Source organism: Planctobacterium marinum (assembly GCF_036322805.1).
Lineage (GTDB): Bacteria > Pseudomonadota > Gammaproteobacteria > Enterobacterales > Alteromonadaceae > Planctobacterium > Planctobacterium marinum_A.
In genome coordinates, this window is record NZ_AP027272.1 from 3,229,397 (window position 1) to 3,254,459 (window position 25,063).

Genomic DNA, 25,063 nt, shown 5'->3' on the forward strand with positions numbered 1-25,063 from the left:
CAAGGTGAATTTCGGCAATCAAACTTGCCCGGATAAAATGGGCGAATCAAAAATCCCCGGATTATAAACTAAAGCGCAGGCAAGCACAGCATAGAAATCCAGCGGCTGACAATTATTCTTGAATAAGCTGGCAATTACTCTTGAATAAATACCAGAGACAGGGCTGGCCAATAGGTGATAATAATGAGCGAAATTAATAACACCGCAACAAACCCCAGAGTGGCTTTATAAATTTCAGTAATGGGCTTACCGAAACGATAGCTGGCAATAAACAGATTCATGCCCACTGGCGGAGTCAGATACCCGATTTGCATGTTGGCCAGAAAAATCACGCCAAGGTGTACCGGATGGATACCAAAAGACAGCGCTATGGGTAACAGCAGCGGCACCATGATCACAATTGCAGAAAAAATATCTAAAAATGCTCCCAGTACTAACAAAAACAGGTTGAGCATAATCAGAAAACTGAGCGGGCTGTCTATCTTTTGGCTCACCCAATCAAACAATTGCGTCGGCGCTTCAATCTCAATGAAATAGCTGGTAAGTACCAGTGACGCGGTGAGTATGATCAGGATCCCCCCAACCATCACCATGGCTTCACAAATCAGTGCAGGCAACTTTTTCAGGGGAATATCTCTGTATACCAGTACCTGGACAATCAGCAGGTAAATCACGGTCACCACCGCCGCTTCCGACAACGCGAAAAAACCGGAATAAATGCCGCCCAATAACACTAGTGGCAACGGGATTTCCCACTTAGCTAGTTTGGCGGCATCCAGCAACTCGCCAAAAGAGAATGACTGGCGTGCTATTTGATTGCCGCGCTGCATCCACATGCTCCAGGCAGATAGCATCACAATCATCAACAAACCTGGCAATAGCCCGGCCACCAGCAAATCTTCAATGGTCATACTAACGGGCATATCAAGTTGCAGGGCAATTACGCCAAACAGTATCAAAGGCAAAGACGGTGGGAATAGCAATCCTAAACTACCGGAGGTGGTTACCAACCCCAAACTGAATTTTTGCTGATAGCCTGCTTGTTGCAATGCCGGATATAACAGCGCACCAAGGGCTACAATCGTCACTCCGGATGCGCCAGTAAAGGCGGTAAACAAAGCGCAAGTGATAAAGGCCACAATTGCAAGACCGCCGGGTATCCAGCCCAACAAGGCTTGGGTTAGCTTCACTAAGCGCTGTGAACTATTACTGGCACTGAGCAAATAACCAGCGAAGGTGAACAAAGGAATGGCTTCAATAAGCGGGGTTTCGGTAATGCGATACATATCGATGGCGATAACCATCAAATCAATATCCACTGAATAGAAACCTAACATGGCAATCGCGAGGATACCGGCAAACAACGGCATTCCCATCAATAACAGCAGCACCACCAGTAGCATTATCAATAGCATCATGGGGCAGCGGACTCCAGTTCTTCAGGCAAACAAACCGCTAACCATAAAAATCTTAACGCCATCAGAAGCAAGGTGACAGGGATTACCGCTTGAGTAAACCAGGTTGGTAAGGTCAGAAAAGCTAAGGTGGGATTTTCAAACTCTAACAATACAAATTGATAGCAATACCAGGCTGCTACAATGCAAACCGCGCCCGTTAGCGTAAACAGAAAACGACGTATAAGTCTTGCAAGGTGTAAAGGTAAAAAGCGAGAAATCACATCGATGCTGATATGGCGAGCTGTGCGCGTAGCGTACAGTGCCCCCGACATCGCCACCCAAAGCACTAATACTTTGATAGCATCATCAGCCCACACGATCCCTGAATCAAACAGATTGCGCAGCAGGATCTGCGCGCAGGTTAAGCTAACCAGCGCTAAGAACAAAGCCACCAGAACCGTCTGCTCCAGTAGCTCAACAATTCGAATCACAGGATGCTTGTCTTTTCCCTTCCCTGCCATTATTAATTTATTCTGCTTTATCTGCCAAAAGACGCTCGAGTTTGTCAGCCATTGATTGCGAAACTGCGCCTTGGTTGATCATGGCTTGCTCAGCTTTTCTGGCGAGGTTTTTCCAGGCCGCCAGTTGCTGAGCATCCGGCGTAATTAAGTTGATTCCCTGTGCAGCCAGCGCATCTAGCGCTTTTTGGTTGTCTTTTTCACTTTCGGCATCCAACTCTTTAAAAGCTTTGCCAAACAAACTACGTACCACTTGCTGATCTTCTGGTTTTAGCTTATCAAACGCTTTTTTCTGCACCGCCAATACCGCATACACATAAATTAGTGGAACCTGAGTAACGTGTTTTATTTGCGTGTGCCACTGCAGCGTAATCGCCGCCACGGGTGATGTTGCTACCGTATCAATCAGGCCGGTTTGCAAACCAGCCAACACATCACCAATCCCCAGTGGAATGGGCGAAATAGAAAAGGCATCAAATGCAGCCACCGTTGCTGCATCAGCACTTGGCGCCCAAGTTTTACGACCTTTTAAATCATCAGGGTGGGCAATCGGCTGTTTCGACATGATATAGGCAAAACCGCCACCGGCAAGGCCAAAAGTAACAAAACCACCGTCTTCATAACCTTGTGAGATATCGGCATCAATTTCGTTACGCACTTTGCGCACCTGGCTTAAACTATCAAATTTCAAAGGCAATGAATAAACTTGGCTATCGGCATAAAAGCGCGATAGACTGCCTCCGGTCATAGCGCCACCGTGTAACTGACGGATTTTGATTTTCTTCAAAACCGCTTCGTCATCCCCCATAACGCCACCGGGGTAAAACTTAATCTTCACGCGGCCATCGCTTTGCGTTTTTACTTCACTTGCCACCTGACGAAACTTTTGCATCCAGATGGAGCCTTCTGGCGACAAAGTAGCAATCTTTAACGTCTTGGCTGATATCGAAGCCGAAGTCAAAACCAAACCAAGCAATAAAATCCTAAAAAACATGGTAAATCTGCTCTCTTAAAAATAATCTTCTGCACTGTTAAGCAGTGCTTTTGCTGCATCTTGCGCCAAGGTATTGTTCAAGGTTAAACCGGGAACAACCGGGTCAGCATTAACAACCTCTGTTAACAATTTATCGTGTAACTCTCTGTTAAATAACATACGGGCATACTGCTGAGCGTATGTCACCTTCATCATCAGGTTCTGCTCCTGAGAAATTTCAATAGCTCTCTCAAAATGTTTTCTGGCCAGCTCAGGTTTGCCACCGACGGCTGGCGGAGTCAACGTATGTATTATACCCAAATACAAATGCCCGTTGCCTTGCTGAAAATCATCATCCAGTGCCACCAGGCGCTCCATTAAACGGGTGATTTTTGGCAAATCGGCAACAGCATTAAAATCATCACTGTTGGCTTTTAACCAAGTTCCCCACGCGGTTCCGTAGGTGCCTAACACGGGCACATCCTCTAATTCCGCTTGTTCAATGACGTTTAAAAAGCTGGCATAGTCTGACGATTTTAGACCACAAAACGCCGCTTTGTGGGTACAAATTGCAGATTTGGCATAGTTAAAACCGCGTTGGGATAATTTCTTTTGCCTGTCTGGCTCAGTCACAAACGCGGCACTATAAGCAACGTATAATTGCGCGGCACTCGTGAGACTGTCCACGGAAGGGTCTTCTGCATCCTGCATACTTTCCAGTAGCAACATGTAAGCGGGTAAGGCAGCTTTAACCACTTCCGGATCGTTGTGATTACTAATGGTATCTTGCAACTGAGAGGCAAGGTTCTTGGTGGCACCAGAAATTAAAGAGGAGCATCCTGACAATCCCAAAATGGCAGCGATTAAAAGAGCACAGGATGAGTGAACACGTTTATTGAAAACCATAATAGTACTAGTAACCGGTGAAAATCGTTCTCGACACTCTGATGACTCGCATCAGTTATAAAAGCGCGCGCACTTTACCATCAAGTGCAACTTTATTGAAGTTTACTTTAGTAGTGTTACAAATTGAGAACACTTTCTGTAAACGAGTATTACGGCCCGAAAGATGAGGGTTAGTTCACTATCAGAAAACTTGCTTTTTAAGAAGCAGGTTCCAAATGCACACTCTAAAAAACTGGACGTTTAGATCAGGATGAGTATTCCACTAACGAAAACTCTGTGCCCTGCGGCGCATCAACGTAGATATGGCATTGTCCCCAATCCTCTGGGATGGCAAAGCCTTGTTTTTCAAAGTTGCTATAGGTGGAGCGTTTGTTTTTGCAGCGTATTTCAATGCGCTCAAAAGCGTTCCCCTCGCTCACCAAATCAAATTTATTGAGTAATAATTGATGATACCAGGCTTTGTGTGAATGTATTTTTCCTTTGACCACCAAATATTGATTATTCTCAATATATTGCTGAAGTTTATTCTGCATCTCTTTGATGGGTGCCAACCCCGACGCATCGGCATCCACAACTTCGTTGATCTTAGCAATTAATTCCAATGCCTCAGATAACTTATTTTGCTCTATTTTTAGCATTAGTAAACGACCTGACAAACTCAAATAAGACTCTTCACCAAGAAACTTATAGCCGTTGTTGGCGATAGTCTCTAATTCTCGGGTCATTTGAGGGACGTCTTGTTTAGCACTGAAATAGGTTGCAGAAACCACAGCGGCATGGACAGATTCAGAAAAATTGTGATGGGACTCTTCTTTAAACTCAGTATAGAGGTCATCTGCCAGCTCTATATCGCCTTCGATAACAGCATTGCGCAACTTTTTGTACTTTTTCAAGAATTGACGCGTAACCCCTTTTTCCTGTTCTCCCAATCTGAAATCTAATTGAACCTTAGAATTACACTGTTCTACAGGTTTGCCGTCTACCATTGCGGGGCTGTATTTCCAGTCTTTAACCGCCTTAAGTGCCGCTTTCTCGAAACGTTCAACACCAGAGGAGTCGTGCACTATGGGGTCAATAACATTACCTTGCTCATCGATAACAAAGCTCAATCGTACCCAGCCCTCCTGACCTTTTTTTGCGGCTAAACGCGGGTATTTTGGCGGTTTTCGCTCCAAGGGTTCTGCGCTGATAAGGGTTTCCAGTGAGACAGAGAGATTGTCTGCTGCTTGTGCAAAGGGGGCTATTACCAAAGACAAGAGAAGAATTATAAGTCCGTTTTTCATATTAATCCTTTTTAAATCACCGACGGCTTAGATGCCGGGGAATGCCGTGAGAGGTAATAAATTACCCGGCACAAGGCCGGGATGTCAATTATTTAGCGGGCTTTTTCTTGGTATTGCGGGCTTTGTGTTTTTGAATAGAGCGGCGCATACGCGATAAGCGCACGTGATCCAGTTTGCCCTGCTCTTTTTTGATTTTGGTTTCTGTTTCCGGAGGTAATTGTACCGTTGAGCGTAGCTGATTAATTTCCTTCAGTTCCAGCTCTACCCAGGCGCCTTGTGGCAGTCGCTTGTTGAGTTCAACACTGCCATATCGGGTGCGCATTAGTCGGCTCACTTGTACCTCCTGAGATTCCCACATTCTGCGAACTTCGCGATTACGCCCCTCAGCGATAGTAACGGAAAACCACTGATTCAGTCCGGTGTCTTCCCCTTTACGGCGCTTTACATCAATAAATTTGGCTTCGCCGTCTTCTAACATCACGCCTTTTTTCAGTCGCCTGATCATGGCGTCGTCAACGTCACCAAATACGCGCACCGCGTATTCCCGCTCTACTACATGGCGTGGATGCATCAATCGATTAGCCAGCTCACCGTCGTTGGTAAACAACAACAAGCCACTGGTATTGATATCTAATCGCCCTATAGAAATCCAACGGCCGTGCTTAATGTTGGGCAGGCGTTCGAATACCGTGGTGCGTCCTTCCGGATCTTTACGACTACAGATTTCGCCTTCGGGTTTGTTGTACATAATCACCCGGCAAAACGTTTCTGCAGGGTTTTGTCGCAATGGCTCGCCGTCCACGCGAATATCGTCTGAGGTCTCTACCCGCGCACCTAAGGTGGCAATACTGCCATTTACCGAGATCCTGCCGGCTTCTATCCAACGTTCCATTTCCCGACGGGAACCGATACCGGCGTTGGCCAGTACTTTTTGTAATTTTTCACTCATGCTTTGTTATTTCTCAATAATAATATGTTTTCAATGAAACACTCAGGCTTCTTCTTTAACGGGTTCGTCAGGAAAAAGTGCTTGTGTGTCTTGTTTGCTTTGCTCTTCAAACAGCGCCACTGATGGCAACTCTGCCAAGGTTTTTAAGCCAAAATAATCTAAAAACTCGCTGGTTGTCGCGTACAGGGCTGGTCTTCCCGGCACCTCTTTATGACCAACGGATTTAATCCAGTCCCGCTCCATCAGGGTTTTAATAATATTAGAGCTAACGCTTACACCGCGCACCTGCTCTATTTCACCACGGGTAATGGGTTGTCGATAGGCAATTAAACTCAACGTTTCTAACAGGGCTCTGGAATAACGCGGCACCTGCTCTTGCCACAAGCGCCCCACCCAAGGGTTCAAACTGGCGTCCGATTGAAAACGAAAACCCGAGGCCACTTTTACCAGGCGAATGCCCCTGTCGGCATAGTCTTTTTCAATCTCGTTGAGTAACTGAGTCAGATACTTTTTAGATAACTCAAATTCCGCCAGAATCGACTCTTGCAATAGCTCATGGGTTACTGGCTTATCCGCCACAAAAATAGCCGCTTCAATAATTTGTTTCAGTTGCGCTTTTTTAACTTTTGCCACGATGCCCAATCACCAAATTAAAGACCTATCAGAGCACTCCCAACGGAAGTTAGCGGCAATTTAGCCATTGCAAAATAGTCGCTAACCGTCGGAGTACTCATCATCATTGTACAGTTTAACATGGATAAGCCCATAAGGTTCCTGTTGTTGCACCATCAACATCTTTTCTTTTACTAGTTCCAGAATAGCCAGAAATGTCACCACTACCCCTGCCTTACCTTCGTCTTTACTAAAAAAGGCTTCAAAGCCAGTGTAGCTGTGCTCTGTTACCATATCCAGAATCTGGCTCATACGCTCTCTGGTTGATAGCGCCTCTCGCTCTATTTGATGGTGTTCAAAAGCAGCGGCCCTTTGCAGCGCCGATTGAAAACTGAATACCAGTTCCTGCAGACTGATATCTGGTAGAACTTTAAGGGGTTCACAGGCTTCATCGATATCCGCTTTAGCTCGTCGAAAGTCTCGCTCCATGCGCGGAATACCATCCAACTCTTGCGCCGCTTTTTTGATGATTTCGTATTCTCGCAGCCGGCGCACAAGTTCAGCACGGGGATCTTCTTCTTCGTCATCTTCGTTGATGATTTTCGGTAATAATAAGCGACTTTTAATTTCTGCCAGTATCGCTGCCATCACCAGATACTCCGCGGCCAATTCTAGCTTGATATCTTTCATCACCTCCACGTACTCCATGTACTGCTGGGTGATCTGCAAAATGGGTAAATTAACCACGTCAAAGCGCTGTTTACGAATGAGATATAACAGTAAATCCAATGGTCCTTCAAACGCTTCCAGAATCACTTCCAGGGCGTCGGGCGGAATATACAAATCCTCAGGCTTGTCCATCAAGGCTTCGCCATTGATGAAGGCCAGCGGTAAAGACTGTTGCTGAGTGATTTGTTCAGCCGACATCTGCTCTTGCGGGTCAGTTGCCAACTGTTTAGTGTCGTGCGGAATTTCTTCGCTCAACTCAGAATCCCAGTGGTTCGAGGGGGCCGCTGCCTTCGCGAATTAATTCAATGTTGCCATCAGACATATCCACGACAGTAGTGGGCTGCTCACCGAGATAACCACCGTGAATAATCAAACCCACTTGCTTCTCCAGCTTGTCGCGTATTTCGTCGGGATCAAACTCAGCCATCTGGCTCCCCGGCAAAATAAGAGTGGTAGACATTAAAGGTTCGCCTAACTCTTCCAGAATAGCCAAGGCAATGGCATTGTCAGGCACCCGGATCCCAATGGTCTTTTTCTTGGGATTCATTACCCGATTAGGTACATCTTTGGTGGCTTTCAGAATAAAAGTATAGGGCCCAGGGGTATTGTTTTTAATAATGCGAAAAGCATCGTTGTCGACTCTTGCGTACAACGACAGTTCCGACATATCACGACACATCAGGGTAAAATTGTGATTTTTGCCAATCTGTCTAATTCGGCAAATTTGCTCCAGTGCGTTTTTATTGTCGAGACTGCAACCCATCGAGTAACCGGAGTCGGTGGGATAGACAATCACCTCACCATTTTTTATCAGTTCGCAGGCCTGACGCACCAAGCGCGCCTGAGGGTTATCAGGATGGATATAGAAAAATTGGCTCATGATAATGACTCTTTATTCTTGTGGTTTTCGTCTGTGGCAATAACGTCTTGGTTATTAATTTCCTGGGGATTTACTGCGTATTCCTGACCGATACTCTGCCAGTCATGCCAAATTGGCGTTAAATGTTCGGGAATATTTAAGTGACGTCCCAATTCTGTCCAGCGGCCAGGTGCGTGAAAATCCGAACCGGCAGACGCTTCTAACTGGTATTCCTGTGCATAGGTTGCCATCTGGCGCTGACGATCTGGGGCCAAGTGAGGATGACACACTTCCATACCATCACCGCCCGCTTGTTTAAAATAAACAATGAGTTTTCTCAGCCACTTAGCACTGAGATCATAATGTCCGGGGTGAGCCAACACCGCTTTGCCTTTAGCATCGTGGATCCACTGAATAGCTTCATCAATCGTGATCCATTTGGGCGCTACATGAGCCCGTTTACCTTTACCCAGATACTTTCTAAAGGCTCCATCAAAATTATGTACGTAGCCCTTTTCCACCATAACTCGGGCAAAATGGGCTCGGGTGATCTGGCCTTTACCCGCGTACCTGGCAGCACTTTCGTAGACATCATCAAGACCGCACTTTGCCAGCTTTTCCGCGATAATTAATGCGCGTTCCTGCCTGGCTGCAGCTTGCTGCGCCAACCTTTCCTGAAAAAGCGCATCTTCGCGGTCAATGTTTAAGCCCAGAATGTGAATATCAAATCCATGCCAACTGGTAGACAACTCAATGCCCGGAATAATACTTAGATGGCGCTTTTGTGTGTTTTGAAAAGCAAGTGCTTCGTCAATGGCGGCGACAGTATCGTGATCGGTAATGGCTAATGCATCCAGCTGCATGTTGTGAGCGCGCAGTATCAGCTCTTGCGGGCTCAGATGCCCATCGGAATAATGGGTATGGCTATGTAAATCAATTTTCATACAGCTTATCTGTTGCGGAAATGACAGTTCGACAGCAATGAAGGCAATCTTTGAATAGTCTTAAATTCCTGCTTGACATAAATCCAGTTTTGTTTTCTTCTATACATAATAAACGTTATCCAATAACTAGAACAGAATTTAATCTCAATGCAACATACAATTATTAACACAATTTGGTGGTGGCACGTCCTGACTAATCGCGGGTTGTGACCTTTTTGCATTGCTAAAATTTGTAAAAAACCCGCTCAAGAAGCGGGTTTTTTAGTTTTTATTCCGGGAAATTTACAGAGAACAACATGAGTCTGGCAGAACTAAGCGAACAACCAGGAAAGGTTGCCACAATAGAAACCGAGTGTCCTTACATTGAGGATCCGCTCACGACATTCAAACGATTGTGCCACCAAAAAACCAATGCGATGTTGCTGGAGTCAGCAGAAATCGACAGTAAAAACAGTACCAATAGTTTATTACTTGTAGATGCAGCCTTAAAACTTGTGTGTCGTGGTCACAAAGTGGCTGTTAGTGCATTGAGCGACAACGGCCTGCCTGTGTTGCAGTTTTTAGCACAGCAATTAACGAGGCTACCGGACGCTGTTATTGAACAGCAAGAGCAATCGCTAGCAGTGACCTTTACCGCAGCCGATGAATTTTTAGATGAAGACGCACGGCTAAAGTCAGCCTCGGTTTTTGATGTATTGCGTATATTGCAATCTGATTTGGTGGCGCTGAGCAACCACCCCATGGCGATATTTGTTGGTGGTACTTTTGCCTATGACTTGCTGGCCACCTTTGAAACATTGCCGCAAGTAGCCGAAGGTGACAACGATTGCCCCGATTATGTGTTTTACCTGGCGGAAACCTTGATCACCATTGATCATCAACAAAAAAGCTCTCGTATGCTGGGCAGCGTTTTTAGTGGCGAGCAGGTAGCACAATCTTATTTTCAGTTAAGTCAGCGCATTGAGTTTTTAAAGCAACAATTACAAACCAATGTCGAAGACATCGCAGCAGCGACGATACCGGGTAATATCTCGGACGAACTTAAGGTTAATCAAAGCGATGCCCAATACTGCCAGCACGTTTTGGATTTAAAAGAAAATATACTGGCCGGGGATATTTTTCAGGTGGTGCCTTCACGTACTTTTTCCCTGCCCTGTCCATCCACTTATAACGCCTACCACGAACTGAAAAACAGCAATCCCAGTCCTTATATGTTTTACATCCAGGACAGTGATTTTGTGATTTTTGGCGCCAGTCCGGAATCCGCCCTGAAATATCAAAAAGACAGCAATGTTGTAGAAGTGTATCCCATTGCGGGCACCCGACCTCGTGGTAAACGCCAGGATGGTAGTATCGATCATGACCTCGATAGCCGTATTGAATTAACATTGCGGGAAGACGATAAAGAAAAGTCGGAACACCTGATGCTGGTAGATTTGGCCCGCAATGATATTGCCCGTGTATCCATTCCCGGAACTCGGCACGTAAAAGACTTATTAAAAGTAGACCGGTACTCCCATGTTATGCACCTGGTGTCCCGTGTGGTGGGACAACTGCGGGAAGACCTGGACAGTTTGCACGCCTATCAGGCCTGTATGAATATGGGCACCTTGGTGGGGGCTCCCAAAGTGAAGGCCGCGACCCTCATCCGTGAAGTAGAGCAACATCGTCGCGGCAGTTACGGCGGCGCTGTGGGTTACATTAATGGCCATGGTGATATGGACACCTGCATTGTGATCCGATCGGCATTTGTGAAAAACGGCATGGCTTATGTTCAGGCGGGCGCGGGGGTGGTTTACGATTCAGATCCACAATCAGAAGCCGACGAAACCAGAGGCAAAGCACAAGCGGTGATCAGTGCTATTCAGCAAGCCAATCGCAAATCAACACAGGAGGCTTGAGGACATGTCCAATGTGGTGTTATTAGACAATTTTGATTCATTCACCTACAACCTGGTGGACGAACTGCGGGCTGCAGGCATGTCGCTGACCATCTTTCGCAACAATGTGCCCGCCCAGCACGTAGTAAACAAAATGCAGGAACTGGGTGAAGACACGCTATTATTGTTATCTCCCGGCCCCGGTGATCCTGCCAGTGCAGGCTGCATGTTGGAACTAATATCATTGGTTCAGGGTCGTTATCCGGTGCTGGGCATTTGCCTTGGTCACCAGGCGATTGTGCAACATTACGGTGGTGAGATTGTGCGAGCACCGCAAGTATTGCACGGCAAATCGTCATTGATTAATCACTGTGGCGACAAAATGTTTGCTGACTTACCCAATCCCTTCCCGGTGGCGCGTTATCATTCCCTCGTAGCCGCAGACATGCCTGGCAATTTGCAATGTATTGCTCGCTACGAGCCAGAAGATGGACACAGCATCATCATGGCGGTATGGCATGCCACAGATAACATGCTGGGGATGCAGTTCCACCCGGAATCCATTTTAACTTCACAGGGTAGCCAATTACTAAAACAGAGCATTGCCTACCTGACCAATAAGCAAAGCGGAGTATAACCATGGCCGATATTCACGCCCTTCTGGAAAAAATATACGCTCAACAAGATTTGAGCCAAAGAGAAACTCAGTGTTTTTTCAACATGGTTATGCAAGGTGAGTTGGATGATATCGTATTATCTTCCATGCTTACCGGTTTGAAAATAAAAGGCGAAACCCCAGAAGAAATCGCTGGTGCCGCCAGTGCCATGATAGAAAATGCAGCGCCGATAGAACGTCCGGATTACATGTTTGCTGATATTGTTGGCACCGGTGGTGATGGCCACAATACCATTAATATTTCCTCAGCTTCAGCCATTGTGGCTGCCAGCTGCGGTTTACCCGTAGCCAAGCACGGTAACCGTAGCGTTTCCAGTAAATCTGGCTCAGCTGATCTGTTCCGGGAATTTGGCATGGACCTCACCATGACACCACAAACCGCCAGAGCTTGCCTGGATGAAAGTGGACTGTGTTTTTTATTCGCCCCCAATTACCACGCAGGTGTGCGCCACGCCATGAATGTGCGCACTACCTTAAAAACTCGCACCCTGTTTAATTTATTAGGGCCACTAGCTAATCCAGCCAAACCCAGCCACATCATGATTGGCGTATATAGTCCTGATTTGATCTCAGCTTATGCGGAGACACTACAACTACTGGGTTATCAAAATGCCATGGTGGTGCACGGTGCTGGACTGGATGAAATTGCCTTACACGGTGTCAGCCAGGTGGCGGAAGTGCACGGTGATGAAATCAGTTACAGTGAACTATCGGCCAAGGATTTTGATCTAGAAAGCTATCCACTGGAGGCTATCAAAGGCGGTGAGCCGGAAGAGAATAAAGCCTTGATTGAGGCTGTATTGCAGGGCAAAGGGCAGCCAGCCCACATGGCTGCAGTGGCCGCCAACACGGGGGCCTTGTTAAAGCTTGCCGGTTTAGCAGACAGTTTCGCCGAAGGCGCTCATAAGGCAATGCAAAGCATGCAATCTGGCAGTCCTTTGCAAACCATCCATAAAGCGGCCCAAATTAGTCAAAATAATCAAATCCAACAGGATACGGTGGAGTAAGCCCAAAAACATGAACGTATTACAAAAAATCGTTGCCGATAAAGAAGTTGAATTACAGCAGCGTAAAGCTGAACTACCGCTTGAAGGCTTTCAGGCCCAGCTTACCGTCTCAGAAAAAAGCTTATTTGATGCCCTGAAACAGCCCAATGCCGGATATATCTTGGAGTGTAAAAAGGCTTCCCCCTCAAAGGGGCTCATCCGTGAGCAATTCGATTTGGATGAAATCCTGCGAGCTTACACACCTCACGCTGCCGGTATTTCCGTGCTAACTGATGAAAAATATTTTCAGGGTAAATATGAGTATCTGGAATATGTTACCCAGCGGGTAACGCAACCGGTATTAAATAAGGATTTTTTCATTGACGAATACCAGGTACATCTGGCGCGTAAATACGACGCCGATGCTATTTTGTTGATGTTATCGGTTTTGGATGATGAGCAATACCAAATTCTGGCAAAGCTGGCAAACCATTATCAACTGGATGTACTGACAGAAGTCAGTAACGAAGAAGAAGCCCATAGAGCGGTTAACCTGGGCGCCAAAATCATCGGCATTAATAATCGCAACTTGCGGGATTTAAGCACCGACCTTGCTGCGACTGAAAAACTAGTTCCCCTGCTGAAACAGCAGCTGGATTACGACGCCGTGATCATCTCTGAGTCTGGTATTTACACCCACCAGGATGTTTTGCGTCTGGCGCATCTGGTGGATGGCTTTTTAGTAGGTAGCTCCTTGATGGCCGAGCAAGACCTGGACCAGGCTGTAAACAACCTAGTGCTAGGCAGAACCAAAGTGTGCGGCATTACCCGTGCTGAGGATGCTGCAAAAGCGAAAGCACTTGGGGCATGTTATGCCGGGTTTATCTTTGCGCCGAAATCGAAACGCTGTATCAACCTTGATACGGCAAAGCAGATAGCGGAGCAAGTACCGTTTAATTACGTAGGTGTATTTGTTAATGCCAGCAGTGCTGAAATTATTAACACCGCCAGCACGCTGAAGCTAGCAGCAGTGCAACTGCACGGAGACGAAAACCAGGCGTTCATCAGTGAATTACGGGCAAAGCTCGCTCCAGACGTTGCCATCTGGAAAGCCAAAGGGATTTCAGATGCTCTGCCTCACTTTTCAGAAACCGAGGTGGATCTGTTTTTATTGGATTGCAAGGTTGGCAGCGAAACTGGCGGAACCGGACAGCAATTCTCCTGGCAATTGCTCAACAATTTATCCCAAAAAGATCGATTTGGCCTGGCAGGCGGTATCAACCTTGAAAACATCCAATCTGCAGCGGCACAGGGATTACACCTAATCGATATTAATTCTGGCGTGGAAAGTGCGCCGGGCGTGAAAGATCATCAAAAATTAGCAGCGGCTTTTACCGCATTAAGACAATATTAAAATAGTATCCGAGTAGTGAAACCATGAACAAACTAGACAGTAAATTTGGCGATTTTGGTGGCATGTATGTGCCCGAATTGCTGATCCCAGCCCTCGACCAATTAGAAGCGGCTTTCGTAGAAGCGCAAGCGGATCCTGAATTCCAAAAGCAATTTTATGAGTTGTTAACCGATTATGCAGGCCGCCCTACCCCTTTATTTTTAACGCGCAACCTGGTAAGCAACCCGAAAGTTAAACTCTACCTGAAACGGGAAGATTTATTGCACGGCGGGGCTCACAAAACTAACCAAGTGTTAGGACAGGCCTTGCTTACCAAACGCATGGGCAAAACTGAAGTGATCGCCGAAACTGGCGCAGGACAACACGGCGTAGCCACAGCACTGGCATGTGCCTTGTTAGGCTTAAAAGCGCGTATTTACATGGGCGCAAAAGATGTTGAACGTCAGGCACCTAATGTGTTCAGAATGCGCTTAATGGGTGCAGAAGTTATTCCAGTTAATGCCGGTTCTGGTACGCTGAAAGATGCCGTTAACGAAGCTATGCGCGACTGGTCTGCAACCTACAACGACGCCCACTATCTTTTGGGTACGGCCGCAGGGCCACATCCCTTCCCCACCATAGTGCGGGAATTCCATCGTATGATCGGCGAAGAAACGCGCAAGCAGATCATGGAAAAAGAAGGTCGTTTGCCGGACGCCGTTGTGGCCTGTGTGGGCGGTGGCTCTAATGCCATTGGCATGTTTGCTGACTTTATCGAAGAGCCGAGTGTTCGCCTTATCGGCGTTGAACCCGGCGGTAAAGGCATTCATACCGCCGATCACGGTGCAGCTATCGCCACTGGCAGCAAAGGTATTTTACACGGTGCCTTTAGCTATATTATGCAAACGCAGGAAGGACAGATTGAAGAATCCTATTCGGTTTCTGCAGGATTGGATTACCCTGCTGTGGGACCGCAGCACGCTCACCTGCACGCTACAGGGCGCGCTGAATATGTCGCTATCGACGATGACGAAGCCTTAAATGCATTCCAATTGTTAGCCCAAAAAGAAGGAATTATCCCGGCACTGGAGTCCTCTCACGCATTGGCCCATGCTTTGAATATGGCCGATGAGGCTGAGGACGACACCATAATCGTAGTGAATCTTTCTGGCCGAGGAGACAAAGATCTCACTCATGTTCACAGTATTTTAGAAGCGCGTAACAAGGAATCTCACTAATGGCTGAAAAAACACAACGCTATACAAAATTATTTCAGGCACTGGAGGCGAAAAACCAGGGCGCATTTGTTCCTTTTGTCACTGTGGGCGATCCCGACAAACAAACCAGTATCGATATTATTTGTGCCTTGGTTGAAGGCGGTGCAGATGCACTAGAATTGGGGATACCGTTTTCCGACCCTATAGCCGATGGCCCCACAATCCAAAAGGCCAGTATTCGAGCACTGAGTGAGAAAATCACGCCAGATGACTGTTTTGAGATCATCAAGGCTGTGCGTGAAAAACATGCCGATGTACCTATTGGCCTGCTGTTATACAGCAACCTGGTGCTGGCACAAGGAATAGAAAACTTTTACCAAAAAGCCATGACGGCTGGCGTGGATTCAATTTTAATTGCAGATGTACCCGTGCGTGAATCAGGCCCGTTTAAGAACGCTGCCGATGCCACAGGAATTCAACAAATTCTGATTGCGCCGCCCAATGCCAGTGAAGAAACCCTGGCCCATATCGCCCAGCACAGTGAAGGCTATACCTACTTATTAGGTCGTGCGGGTGTGACTGGTGCAGAAACAAAAGCAGAAATGCCAGCCTCAGAATTGGTGGAGCGCTTAAGCTCGTTGCAAGTTGCGCCGCCATTATTAGGCTTTGGTATCTCTCAGCCGGAACAGGTAAAAGGAGCGATTGCCGCAGGTGCTGCCGGGGCGATTTCTGGCTCAGCTACGGTTAAAATCATTGAAGATAATCTCAACGATAAACCCGCGATGCTGGCAGCACTGAAAAGCTTTGTCGCTGAGATGAAAGCCGCCACTCAGAAGTAATAATTGTAGGTTCGCTTTTAAGCGGACAGCGGTGGTTGCTTCACATACCGCTGTCGACATCGTCTTTTTTGCTCCCTGCAAAAAAAGACATTCACGCCATCCATGACGTTTAATGTCGACCTACAAAATATAAATGCCGTTTATGTCGGGAACATTTTAACGGCGAGCTACAGGGACGTAGTGAATGTCGATTTTGTAGGGAACATTAATCGACCAGCCGGACAATGTAGGTTCGCTTTTAAGCGGACAGCGGTAGTTGATTTAAACTCCGCTGTCCAGCTAAAGCAGGACCTACAAAAATAGGCATTCACGCCATCCATGGTGATCAAGTTCGCCCCCTATAAATCAACATTTTGTAACAGGTTGTAGTTTCGCTTGTTTTCATCACTCTATTTACCTAACATCAGTAGGTATTAAAAATTCCCAATTTTACCGCTATAAAAGGAAATCAAGTCATGGATAAAGGCCGTCTGATTGGCTGTTTGGCGCCACTTATACTTATCAATGGGTGTGGCTCCGACAACGTAACCAACATCACTATCATTGAAGCACAAAAATCACCTCAGGCGCCCTTAGTGTTCAGCGTCGAATCCTTGAGCTACTATATTGATGAAACGCCAGAAACCAATATCGTTTCTGGTGGTTCTGGTGCAGGTAATATTGTCTATACCAGTAGCGACAGTAGCATCGCTGCCGTCGATGCAGAAACCGGGGCACTCAACCTACTAGACGACGGAACCGTAACCATTACCGCCACTAAAGCCGGAGATGACATATACAGTGCCATATCAGCAAGCTATAGCCTGAGTATCGATAAGTACAACCGATGGTACACCACCGAAGGATTGTTTTCTGAAGATGTATATACAGTTCCCCTTGATGAGGGTGAAGTACAGGGTAATTATTTTAAGCCGACCAATCCGTTTCCGCTGGCCACATCGGAAGTAGAGATAGAAGCCAATTTACCTGCCGATAACACCGCCCTCGATCCGGATGATTTTAACCCTGATAACACAAACACATTTAACGCATCAACATCGCTCACCATCTTCGACAGCACAGGCGAATCCCATGTTCAATCCATGTACTTTATCAAGGACGCGGGGGTGGCAGCCAACGAATGGTTGATGGTCACTGCGATTGATGGAGAGTTTTATGATTTTACCAACTCAAATGGTACTGATCCGGCTGATGCAACCTTTGCCAATAACGGACGTTTTAACCACGTAGGTTTTGGGCAAACCATTCCCGGTCCAGGCGGCACTTCCATCAAAAATGGTGTGTGGGGTATTCGTTTAGTATTTGACTCATCTGGTGATTATGTTGAAGTTCAAGCCGCGGATGGTACCAGTCTGCCGACAGGCATAGCGGGAGATGTACTATTACCCACCACGACTCCACTGACAGGATTAACCACTGGCGCGGATGCAACGCAAACTATTGCTTTAAAAATACTTCCAAACGAAAATGGCCATGAGTACGACGCCTTCAGTCAATTTGCCAGCCCGTTTCAAATTACCTGGCTAGCTCAAAATGGTTTCGCACTGGGCAATGTGGACTACTCTCAAGTAAGCTATCAATCAGCCGATCCCGACATTGCCTTGGTGGATGCCAACACAGGCTGGCTGACACTAGTAAGTGCGGGGGAAACCACTATCACGGCAACGATTGCTGAAGATGAGTATTACGCTGAGACGCATGTATCGTATAGGTTAGTGGTGCAATAAGATACGCAGAATAATCAGACAAGAAGCGAACGACTAACAAGGGGCGCTTTTCCCGCAGCCCCTTTCTCTTATTGATTGCTCAACTAAACGCAGGCGTGAAAAACCTCTATTTAGTGCTCAACCAGATTAAGGTCTTTTTTTTGCTGCAGCTCCACAAAACTAAACGCCGCTTCGGCGGTTTCAAAAACACCTACCGGATGCAAATGCACTTCATTCACCAAGGCCAGGATTTTCATTTTGTCCCCCACCCAGTCAGTCACGGGTACCACAGTAAAATCTCTCTGCTCTTCACACCACAATACCACAAATGGCAGCTCGTGGGACAAATCATCAAAACTCAGTTGTTCCGCAATCATAATGCACCTTCCCCGGTTAACTAATTAACCTTAACCAGGGGGCGGGTAATTATCAAGGTTAAATATTGAACTCGTACCACTTTAGGGTTCAACAATTACCAGAGTAACGCCACTGCACAAAGCCCCAGCATACTGGCCAAAAACAGATTAAAAATGCGCCGGAACACGGTGTGCTGTAAGTGCCTCATCATCAATCGCCCTGCAGCGGCCCATAGCGCTACAGAACAAAAGCAAACAACAAAATAAACCAGCAAGAACAGGGCAAAATCAGTATGACTTTTGCCTAAGATAAAAGCAGAGGTTCCCGCCACGCAGGCAATCCAGGCTTTGGGATTAATCCATTGTATTAGCATCCCGCTAACAAACCCGTTTTGCTGTTCAGTTTTAGTTTCAGCATCGGGATCGGGCTTGCTACCCAGTATCACAAGCGCCAGGCAAAGCATGTACAGCGCGCCGGGATAGCGCAAATAGTGAGAATAGGTAACAAGATCCTGAAGCACCATAGTGGCTGAGATACCCGTTAACAAAAGTTGCACGATAAAACCGATTGTTGCGCCGGCAACAAAGTGCAATGCCCTATTAAACCCTAAGGTACTGCCCATATTCATTGAGACAATGTTTACCGGACCAGGAGAAAGTGACATAGATAAAGAAAACATAAACATGGCAAACAACATCGCTTCACACTCTTTTATTTGGAACTAGATCTGAAGCATAACTGTCGACATAATAAGCAACAATACAAAACATTAAGAACACTTTGTTCGGATTTTTTACATAATTAATGCATGTTATGATCGATAGTCTGAAGTCCCTCGCCATATTTAGAGAAGTGGTGACACGTGGCTCTTTTCGCGCAGCTGCACAATATTTAAATCTTTCGCCGTCTGTAATCAGCCAACACATCTCTGCGTTGGAAGACAACCTCAATAGCAAACTACTGTACAGGACGACACGCAAACTAAAACTTACTGAATCCGGGAAAAGTCTTTTCAATCATGCGGAGGCAATGTGTCAGCATGCCAATCGAGGGCTTGCAGAGATAGCCCAAAAAACCGGGGAGCTGACAGGCAAGCGCACTATTACTTTGCCCTCTGCCATGCTGCAATCTCCCTGGCTCACCGGGCTTGCCAAATTTGCCAAAGCTCACGAGAGACTAACCTTGTCGCTTGAATTTAGTGATGAACAGTTGGATTTAGTAGAGAACAATATTGATCTGGCTTTTCGCACCGGCCAGCTCAAAGACAGTCAATTAAAGTGCAAAAAGATTGGCGGTATCGAACGCAAGTTAGTGGCTTCACCCCAGCTATTACAAACTCTCTCAACACCACAAGATATTCAACAGTTATCCGTTTTTCCTTGGGTATACCTCAATCGCTTACCCGCCAGACGCGAATTCGTTCACGACAATGGCACTAAAAACACTATCAACTACAGTGCAGCCATCACAGTTAATAGTGTTATTGCACTAAAGGACCTAACCCTACAGGGCTTGGGGGTCAGTACGCCACCGAGTTATCTTGTTGAGACAGAACTTGCCTCTGGCGCACTCGTTGAAATCTGCAAACCGTGGCAAATACCCGATATCCCATTGTATCTGGTGTGGCCAGACAGCCCGGAGAACAGCCTGCTAGTTGAACGGCTTTTGCCTCATATACAAGAAAAAAGCGATCTTTCGCAATCGATGTTATCACAGTGATAATTCGCTGATTGTCACTTTCTCCCGCGACACCAAATGTGCTTAAATAAAAACAAAAATTAACAGGAAAAATATGTACTACCTCATTTACTCCGAAGACATTGAAAATAGCCTTCCTTTGAGAAAACAAGCGCGTCCTGCACATCTGGCTCGTTTGCAGGCCCTGAAAGAAGAAGGACGTTTATTGGTAGCGGGCCCTTGCCCGGCGATAGATGCTGAAGATCCAGCTGAAGCGGGATTTACCGGTTCGATGGTAGTGGCGGAATTTGAGAATCTGGCTGCAGCTCAGGCTTGGGCCAATGCCGATCCGTATATCGAGGCGGGTGTTTATCAAAGTACCGTGGTTAAACCCTATAAAAAGGTGTTGCCTTAACCAAGCCACCGCAGTCCATTGTCCGGTAGCCGTTTAAACGTTCCCGACATAAAGGTTTAGCCGGACAAATTTGATTGGCTTTAACATCATTGTCGAACTCGTCTTTTTTTCTCCCTGCAAAAATGACATTCACGCCATCCATGGCGTTTAAGTTCGACCTACAAAGGTCTCTATTTACGCTATCAAGGGGTCAATTTCGACCTGTAAAGAACCGTATTCACCGCACATTGCTTGCTCCTTAAAAACAAATACGTTAAAACATTGTAAATAAATTTCACTTTTTGCCTGAAAAACAGTAATTATTGTCTATAATTCATAGACTAAGGTGAAAACCTGTAATTTACTTTCGCACTGTTTAAGTTCTGTTCCAATCCAGACGATAACAGTAAAGGCAAAATACTATTAGACGACCCGACTTATGAGATTGAATTCCGTTTTATTGATCATCATTTCTTTGTTCCTGTCCGTATCCACCAATGCGGCTAACATTGTTGTTAAGCATCCCAATGTTGACCCGCAGTCTGCGCGTGATTATTGGCCCGTTCAGTTGTTGGAAATGGCGCTGAGCTACGACACGGTAAACAACTACGACACTTCTCCTGCCTCAGAACAAGAAGTGAATCAGGAACGTTTGAAAAGCATGATGAAAGACGGCTCGTTAAGCGTTTTCTGGATCGGCACCTCACAAGAAGTAGAACGAGAATTCAGGCCTGTGCGAATTCCTCTGTTTAAAGGGTTGTTAGGCCACCGTATTTTCATTATTCGCGAAGGCGATCAAGCCAGATTTAGTCGGGTTAATAGCATGTCGGACTTATTGCAGTTACAGGCTGGTCAAGGTCGCTTCTGGTCAGATACTCCAATATTGGAATCCGCCGGCATCGATGTGGTAAAACCGGTTAAATACATCAACCTTTTCCACATGTTAGACGGAGGCCGCTTTGATTATTTCCCACGTGCCGTACACGAGCCTTGGTCTGAGGTAAATCGCGATCCTCAGCTGTCACTCACTATCGAAAGTGATCTGATGCTGATATACCCAATGCCGCTGTACTTCTTTACTGCGTTGGACAATATCGAGTTGGCGTCTGTCATTGAGTCCGGGCTGCGTAAGAGTATCGCTGATGGTACTTTTGATCGCATGTTCCTGGAAAACCCAGACATTCGCTCCGCGCTTGAAAAAACCGATGTCGCACGACGCAAGGTTTTCAGAATCAACAACCCGAGCCTGTCGCCTGACACCCCACTTGACGAAAAAGAACTGTGGTTTGATATCGAAAGCGTGGCTAACCTGTAAATAGTCGCGCTTACCTGTTTCCCTGTATCAGGAAGTATCTGTGAATGGATACTTCCTGAGTCTTATATGCAGTAACAATTTCATTATTTCCCCAAAATACCTACTTGAATACCAGCTTCAGCTCTTTCTGGTGGACGAGCAGATGATTAAGCAACAAAAATGCAATCTCTGCGAGAGTTATTAACTAATTAGCGTTACCCCTTGCCTTCTAAGTTAAGTGTCGTACACTAACACTCTTATATAAGATACATGTTTGATAAATTTGAGCGGCTCTGTATGACAAACCTGCGTAAAAGTAATCTGGAAAAGCTGGATAATCAGGAATTCGATGTCTTGATCATTGGCGGTGGCATTAACGGTGCCGTATCCGCATCAGCTCTGGCTGCCAAGGGGGCGAAAGTTGCGCTAATTGACAAAGGCGATTTTGCTGGTTTTACCAGCTCAAATTCCTCTAATCTCGCCTGGGGTGGTATTAAATACCTGGAGTCTCACGAATACGGTCTGGTGTATAAGCTCTGCAAAAGCCGTAATCACTTAATGAGCAATTACCCCTCTACCGTACAGGAAATTCGCTTTCTCACCAGTATTCAAAAAGGCTTCCGCTTTCCGCCGTTTTTTGTGTTTCTGGGCACTATTTTCTATTGGATTATCGGAAAATTTTTCACTCTGGCACCTAAGTTTTTAAGCGCACGCAAAATTAAAAAACTAGAAGAGGTGGTCAACACTGCGAACGTGCAAGGCGGTTTTGAATATTCCGACTGTTATCTTCACGATAACGATGCCAGGTTTGTCTTTAACTTTATTCGTCAGGGTATGAGTTACGGCTGTATTGCTGCCAATTATGTGGAGGCCAGTAGTGCAGATCGAATTGATGGCATGTGGCACACCAAAGCCAAGGATGGTATTAGCGGTAAAGAGTTCACCATAAAATCCAAAGTTTTTATCAATGCTGCTGGGCCCTTTGTGGATAAAATAAATCAGGTGATTGCACAACAAACCCAGCACCATCATCTGTTTTCCAAAGGCATTCACCTGATCGTGGATCAAATAACCGATAGCGGCAAAGTACTCACATTTTTTGCCGATGACGGTCGTTTGTTTTTCGTTATTCCCATGGGCCGAAAAACCTGCATCGGCACAACAGATACACAGGTGGAATCGCCACTTTCCTATGTTACCGAGCAAGATCGGCAATTTGTGTTAGACAATGTTAATCGTCTGTTGGACTTGAAAAAGCCCCTCACCACTGAAGACATTATTGCTGAACGCTGTGGTGTCAGACCGCTTGCTATAAAAGGAGAAAATGGCCAAGCCGACTGGGTGCAATTGAGTCGTAAACACGCGGTGGATATCGACAGCGACAACAAACATTTATCTATCTTTGGTGGCAAACTCACCGACTGCATCAACGTTGGTGATGAAATCGCCCACGAAGTAGAAAAACTGGGTGTGCATCTCCCCTATGCAGATCAAAAATGGTACGGCGAGCCGGGCGATGAGGTCAAACAGGAGTTTCTACACAGAGCGCGCCTAATGGATCTCGATGGAATGACACCCCAAGGCGCTTCTGAACCACTTACGCAGCGCTTCTGGCGTCGCTACGGTCGCAATGCCATCAGTATGCTGGAAAGCATCAGAGAAGATAAAAGCAAAGCTGAGCGTCTTATCGAAAACGCCGAATATTTGCGAGTAGAAATAGAACATGCCGCCAAGCGTGAGATGGTCACTAAACTGGATGACTTTTTACGTCGTCGCTCAAAAATCTCCCTCGTTGTGCGGCAAGAAGAAATCCTCTCAGCTCCCGGATTAAAAGAAGCCTGCGATATCCTATTCGGTGAAGAAGCCGAAGCCAAATTAGAAGAATACAAAACCATGCTGGCGCAGCGACAAGCTCGACAATGAAATCCGGGGCTGCATTATTTGAAACTGCCCGAAAATTTTGTAACAAAAGTGTCATAAAAGCTTAATTTCACCTACACTGCAAAATCATTACAATCGTCATCGAATTTGATGATACATAAGAGTGTTCGCGGTATGGGCAAAGATTCAAAAGAAAAGAGCAAAGTTGAAAAAGAGCTAGATAAACAAGCCGCAATTGAAATCAAGCGACACATAAAGGCGGAGATGGCCATGGCAGGTCTTACCTATAAGGATCTCGCCAAACGCATGAACAAACTGGGCCGCCCGATCTCAGAACAAAGCCTGCGCAACAAAGTCAGTAAAGGCTCGCACCGTACGACCTGGTACTGGGATCTGATGAAAATCATTCGCAGCAAACCGGCACCTGATTTAACCACTGACGACAGCGAGTCGCCAGTGACTGATAACCAGTTTCCTACCGAAATAGAGAATTGAGTAAGAACTAAGCAACAATCTCTTGTTGCTTTATCACCTTGTGCACAAATTCCAGTTTTGCAATCACCACAGGGCTCAGTACAAAGGGATAGGCATGATTGTGCCCCATGCTGCGATTGAGGCTATTAAGTGCGAATGTCAGTGGGATCCAATGGGCGACAATGCGGGAAAAATCCCGCTGCGCATAAGGATTAAAGTTAACATCGGTTTCATAGTCTTCACTACTAACTGCTCGTGGTTTTGCCTGCAGGTTGAACTGCCAGGCGGTATCCAACGTATCAACGATGTGTAGATAATGGGCCCAGGTTTCCGCCCAATCTTCCCAAGCGTGACTACTGGCGTAGCTGCTCACGAACTGCTCCTGCCAGTTTTCCGCGGGTCCTTGGGTGTAATGAGATTGCAGTGCGTCGCCATAGTTTTCGGTATCGTCGCCAAAAACGTTCCGGCAAGCTTGCAGATAATCACTATTCGCGATTAATCGGTCCCAATAATAATGCCCTGACTCATGGCGGAAATGACCGAGAATTGTGCGATAAGGCTCCGCCATCTGGTCGCGCATTCGCTCCCGTTCAGCCGGATCTGCCTCGGCCAAATTAATGGTAATATGGCCCTGACTATGACCGGTCAACACTTTTTCCCGCTCTGAGAACTGAGCCGGTGAATCGCTCAAGAATGAAAAAGATAAGCCGTCTTGTTCATTTTCATCTTTTGACATCAAGGGCAAATTTAACTGCAAGGCACTGTATATGAGTCGCCGCTTCTCCTTCTCCATGGTATGCCACAAGATCCGATTGCCCTCCAGTTCCAGATTGGGAATGGTATCGTTGAGGCGACACGCCTTACAGTATTCTTCCTCGTCAAACTCAGGTACCAACCAGTTACAGACATTGTGTTCATAGTAGTTGCGACATTTTTTGTAGCGGTTGTCGCTACCTGCTACGGTAAATACCGCGGCCTCCTGAGGCTTGAAGGCAACGATTTTGAGAATCTCCGGGACAAACCCCAGCTCATGGCCACATTGGTTACAAGTGACGTTTTCAAAATACAATAAGTTGCTGCAAACAGGACAATTAAATAGTCGCACTTTTGGCTCCCGGT

25 protein-coding genes are annotated in these 25,063 nt (G+C 46.4%); 12 read left to right on the forward strand and 13 right to left on the reverse strand.

The window, feature by feature from the left end; all coding sequences use genetic code 11:
• Positions 1-134: 134 nt before the first annotated feature.
• From AABA75_RS14370 to AABA75_RS14415, 10 genes are all read right to left on the reverse strand, one after another.
• Positions 135-1,418 carry a TRAP transporter large permease gene (locus tag AABA75_RS14370; protein WP_338293297.1) on the reverse strand — a complete coding sequence of 428 codons (1,284 nt, stop codon included), beginning with the start codon at positions 1,416-1,418 and terminating at the stop codon, positions 135-137.
• The gene (locus tag AABA75_RS14375; RefSeq protein ID WP_338293298.1) at positions 1,415-1,918 is read right to left on the reverse strand and encodes a TRAP transporter small permease; all 504 of its coding nucleotides are present in this window, start codon (positions 1,916-1,918) and stop codon (positions 1,415-1,417) included. Before AABA75_RS14375 ends, AABA75_RS14370 begins: the two co-directional genes overlap by 4 nt.
• Positions 1,919-1,925: 7 nt before the next feature.
• Entirely contained in the window at positions 1,926-2,909 is a 984-nt protein-coding gene (gene dctP, locus AABA75_RS14380; protein ID WP_338293299.1) for a TRAP transporter substrate-binding protein DctP, read from the reverse strand.
• 15 nt (positions 2,910-2,924) lie between these two features.
• A complete protein-coding gene (locus tag AABA75_RS14385) occupies positions 2,925-3,794 on the reverse strand; it encodes a TRAP transporter TatT component family protein (protein WP_338293300.1) in 870 nt (289 codons plus the stop codon).
• Positions 3,795-4,039: 245 nt separating this feature from the next.
• Positions 4,040-5,077 (reverse strand): energy transducer TonB, encoded by a 1,038-nt coding sequence (locus tag AABA75_RS14390; protein ID WP_338293301.1) that lies wholly within the window; start codon positions 5,075-5,077, stop codon positions 4,040-4,042.
• A gap of 88 nt (positions 5,078-5,165) precedes the next feature.
• The gene (gene rluB, locus AABA75_RS14395) at positions 5,166-6,026 is read right to left on the reverse strand and encodes a 23S rRNA pseudouridine(2605) synthase RluB (protein ID WP_338293302.1); all 861 of its coding nucleotides are present in this window, start codon (positions 6,024-6,026) and stop codon (positions 5,166-5,168) included.
• Between the two features lie 42 nt (positions 6,027-6,068).
• Positions 6,069-6,659 carry an SMC-Scp complex subunit ScpB gene (gene scpB, locus AABA75_RS14400; protein ID WP_338293304.1) on the reverse strand — a complete coding sequence of 197 codons (591 nt, stop codon included), beginning with the start codon at positions 6,657-6,659 and terminating at the stop codon, positions 6,069-6,071.
• Between the two features lie 81 nt (positions 6,660-6,740).
• On the reverse strand, positions 6,741-7,565 hold the full coding sequence (locus tag AABA75_RS14405; RefSeq protein WP_338294863.1) for a ScpA family protein: 825 nt from the start codon (positions 7,563-7,565) through the stop codon (positions 6,741-6,743).
• Between the two features lie 58 nt (positions 7,566-7,623).
• Entirely contained in the window at positions 7,624-8,247 is a 624-nt protein-coding gene (locus tag AABA75_RS14410) for an L-threonylcarbamoyladenylate synthase (protein ID WP_338293305.1), read from the reverse strand.
• A complete protein-coding gene (locus AABA75_RS14415; RefSeq protein ID WP_338293306.1) occupies positions 8,244-9,170 on the reverse strand; it encodes a PHP domain-containing protein in 927 nt (308 codons plus the stop codon). Before AABA75_RS14415 ends, AABA75_RS14410 begins: the two co-directional genes overlap by 4 nt.
• A gap of 296 nt (positions 9,171-9,466) precedes the next feature.
• Between AABA75_RS14415 and AABA75_RS14420 the strand changes: the two genes are divergently transcribed.
• From AABA75_RS14420 to AABA75_RS14450, 7 genes are all read left to right on the forward strand, one after another.
• Positions 9,467-11,071, forward strand: coding sequence for an anthranilate synthase component 1 (locus AABA75_RS14420; RefSeq protein WP_338293307.1), 1,605 nt, complete (start codon positions 9,467-9,469; stop codon positions 11,069-11,071).
• A gap of 4 nt (positions 11,072-11,075) precedes the next feature.
• Positions 11,076-11,687 carry an aminodeoxychorismate/anthranilate synthase component II gene (locus tag AABA75_RS14425; RefSeq protein WP_338293308.1) on the forward strand — a complete coding sequence of 204 codons (612 nt, stop codon included), beginning with the start codon at positions 11,076-11,078 and terminating at the stop codon, positions 11,685-11,687.
• A gap of 2 nt (positions 11,688-11,689) precedes the next feature.
• Positions 11,690-12,733 carry an anthranilate phosphoribosyltransferase gene (gene trpD, locus AABA75_RS14430; protein ID WP_338293310.1) on the forward strand — a complete coding sequence of 348 codons (1,044 nt, stop codon included), beginning with the start codon at positions 11,690-11,692 and terminating at the stop codon, positions 12,731-12,733.
• 10 nt (positions 12,734-12,743) lie between these two features.
• Positions 12,744-14,126, forward strand: coding sequence for a bifunctional indole-3-glycerol-phosphate synthase TrpC/phosphoribosylanthranilate isomerase TrpF (gene trpCF / locus AABA75_RS14435; RefSeq protein WP_338293311.1), 1,383 nt, complete (start codon positions 12,744-12,746; stop codon positions 14,124-14,126).
• 23 nt (positions 14,127-14,149) lie between these two features.
• Positions 14,150-15,343, forward strand: coding sequence for a tryptophan synthase subunit beta (gene trpB, locus AABA75_RS14440; protein ID WP_338293312.1), 1,194 nt, complete (start codon positions 14,150-14,152; stop codon positions 15,341-15,343).
• Positions 15,343-16,161 (forward strand): tryptophan synthase subunit alpha, encoded by an 819-nt coding sequence (gene trpA / locus AABA75_RS14445; RefSeq protein WP_338293313.1) that lies wholly within the window; start codon positions 15,343-15,345, stop codon positions 16,159-16,161. Before trpB ends, trpA begins: the two co-directional genes overlap by 1 nt.
• Positions 16,162-16,616: 455 nt before the next feature.
• Positions 16,617-17,888, forward strand: coding sequence for a flagellar basal body FlgE domain-containing protein (locus AABA75_RS14450; protein WP_338293314.1), 1,272 nt, complete (start codon positions 16,617-16,619; stop codon positions 17,886-17,888).
• 110 nt (positions 17,889-17,998) lie between these two features.
• Here the strand turns inward: AABA75_RS14450 and AABA75_RS14455 are convergent, their stop codons facing one another.
• Both AABA75_RS14455 and AABA75_RS14460 read right to left on the reverse strand, forming a co-directional pair.
• Positions 17,999-18,244 carry a hypothetical protein gene (locus tag AABA75_RS14455; protein WP_338293315.1) on the reverse strand — a complete coding sequence of 82 codons (246 nt, stop codon included), beginning with the start codon at positions 18,242-18,244 and terminating at the stop codon, positions 17,999-18,001.
• A 95-nt stretch (positions 18,245-18,339) separates the two neighbouring features.
• The gene (locus AABA75_RS14460; protein ID WP_338293316.1) at positions 18,340-18,909 is read right to left on the reverse strand and encodes a LysE family translocator; all 570 of its coding nucleotides are present in this window, start codon (positions 18,907-18,909) and stop codon (positions 18,340-18,342) included.
• A 128-nt stretch (positions 18,910-19,037) separates the two neighbouring features.
• On the opposite strand from AABA75_RS14460, the gene AABA75_RS14465 reads away from it, so the two are divergent.
• From AABA75_RS14465 to AABA75_RS14485, 5 genes are all read left to right on the forward strand, one after another.
• Positions 19,038-19,943 carry a LysR family transcriptional regulator gene (locus AABA75_RS14465; protein ID WP_338293317.1) on the forward strand — a complete coding sequence of 302 codons (906 nt, stop codon included), beginning with the start codon at positions 19,038-19,040 and terminating at the stop codon, positions 19,941-19,943.
• Positions 19,944-20,016: 73 nt separating this feature from the next.
• Positions 20,017-20,316 (forward strand): YciI family protein, encoded by a 300-nt coding sequence (locus AABA75_RS14470; protein ID WP_338293318.1) that lies wholly within the window; start codon positions 20,017-20,019, stop codon positions 20,314-20,316.
• Between the two features lie 418 nt (positions 20,317-20,734).
• On the forward strand, positions 20,735-21,610 hold the full coding sequence (locus tag AABA75_RS14475) for a diguanylate cyclase (protein WP_338293319.1): 876 nt from the start codon (positions 20,735-20,737) through the stop codon (positions 21,608-21,610).
• Positions 21,611-21,886: 276 nt separating this feature from the next.
• Positions 21,887-23,512, forward strand: a complete 1,626-nt coding sequence (locus AABA75_RS14480; RefSeq protein ID WP_338293320.1) for a glycerol-3-phosphate dehydrogenase/oxidase — start codon at positions 21,887-21,889, stop codon at positions 23,510-23,512.
• A 132-nt stretch (positions 23,513-23,644) separates the two neighbouring features.
• The gene (locus AABA75_RS14485) at positions 23,645-23,965 is read left to right on the forward strand and encodes a DUF6471 domain-containing protein (protein ID WP_338293321.1); all 321 of its coding nucleotides are present in this window, start codon (positions 23,645-23,647) and stop codon (positions 23,963-23,965) included.
• Between the two features lie 7 nt (positions 23,966-23,972).
• Here AABA75_RS14485 and AABA75_RS14490 read toward each other — a convergent pair whose 3' ends face one another.
• Positions 23,973-25,049 (reverse strand): zinc-binding metallopeptidase family protein, encoded by a 1,077-nt coding sequence (locus AABA75_RS14490; protein ID WP_338293323.1) that lies wholly within the window; start codon positions 25,047-25,049, stop codon positions 23,973-23,975.
• Positions 25,050-25,063: the final 14 nt, after the last annotated feature.

Coding starts and splice junctions, on each gene's coding strand:
- AABA75_RS14370 (WP_338293297.1), bottom strand. CDS start 1,418: ATGATGCTATTGATAATGCTACTGGTGGTGCTGCTGTTATTGATGGGA.
- AABA75_RS14375 (WP_338293298.1), bottom strand. CDS start 1,918: ATGGCAGGGAAGGGAAAAGACAAGCATCCTGTGATTCGAATTGTTGAG.
- dctP (WP_338293299.1), bottom strand. CDS start 2,909: ATGTTTTTTAGGATTTTATTGCTTGGTTTGGTTTTGACTTCGGCTTCG.
- AABA75_RS14385 (WP_338293300.1), bottom strand. CDS start 3,794: ATGGTTTTCAATAAACGTGTTCACTCATCCTGTGCTCTTTTAATCGCT.
- AABA75_RS14390 (WP_338293301.1), bottom strand. CDS start 5,077: ATGAAAAACGGACTTATAATTCTTCTCTTGTCTTTGGTAATAGCCCCC.
- rluB (WP_338293302.1), bottom strand. CDS start 6,026: ATGAGTGAAAAATTACAAAAAGTACTGGCCAACGCCGGTATCGGTTCC.
- AABA75_RS14405 (WP_338294863.1), bottom strand. CDS start 7,565: ATGTCGGCTGAACAAATCACTCAGCAACAGTCTTTACCGCTGGCCTTC.
- AABA75_RS14410 (WP_338293305.1), bottom strand. CDS start 8,247: ATGAGCCAATTTTTCTATATCCATCCTGATAACCCTCAGGCGCGCTTG.
- AABA75_RS14415 (WP_338293306.1), bottom strand. CDS start 9,170: ATGAAAATTGATTTACATAGCCATACCCATTATTCCGATGGGCATCTG.
- AABA75_RS14420 (WP_338293307.1), top strand. CDS start 9,467: ATGAGTCTGGCAGAACTAAGCGAACAACCAGGAAAGGTTGCCACAATA.
- AABA75_RS14425 (WP_338293308.1), top strand. CDS start 11,076: ATGTCCAATGTGGTGTTATTAGACAATTTTGATTCATTCACCTACAAC.
- trpD (WP_338293310.1), top strand. CDS start 11,690: ATGGCCGATATTCACGCCCTTCTGGAAAAAATATACGCTCAACAAGAT.
- trpCF (WP_338293311.1), top strand. CDS start 12,744: ATGAACGTATTACAAAAAATCGTTGCCGATAAAGAAGTTGAATTACAG.
- trpB (WP_338293312.1), top strand. CDS start 14,150: ATGAACAAACTAGACAGTAAATTTGGCGATTTTGGTGGCATGTATGTG.
- trpA (WP_338293313.1), top strand. CDS start 15,343: ATGGCTGAAAAAACACAACGCTATACAAAATTATTTCAGGCACTGGAG.
- AABA75_RS14450 (WP_338293314.1), top strand. CDS start 16,617: ATGGATAAAGGCCGTCTGATTGGCTGTTTGGCGCCACTTATACTTATC.
- AABA75_RS14455 (WP_338293315.1), bottom strand. CDS start 18,244: ATGATTGCGGAACAACTGAGTTTTGATGATTTGTCCCACGAGCTGCCA.
- AABA75_RS14460 (WP_338293316.1), bottom strand. CDS start 18,909: ATGTTTATGTTTTCTTTATCTATGTCACTTTCTCCTGGTCCGGTAAAC.
- AABA75_RS14465 (WP_338293317.1), top strand. CDS start 19,038: ATGATCGATAGTCTGAAGTCCCTCGCCATATTTAGAGAAGTGGTGACA.
- AABA75_RS14470 (WP_338293318.1), top strand. CDS start 20,017: ATGTACTACCTCATTTACTCCGAAGACATTGAAAATAGCCTTCCTTTG.
- AABA75_RS14475 (WP_338293319.1), top strand. CDS start 20,735: ATGAGATTGAATTCCGTTTTATTGATCATCATTTCTTTGTTCCTGTCC.
- AABA75_RS14480 (WP_338293320.1), top strand. CDS start 21,887: ATGACAAACCTGCGTAAAAGTAATCTGGAAAAGCTGGATAATCAGGAA.
- AABA75_RS14485 (WP_338293321.1), top strand. CDS start 23,645: ATGGGCAAAGATTCAAAAGAAAAGAGCAAAGTTGAAAAAGAGCTAGAT.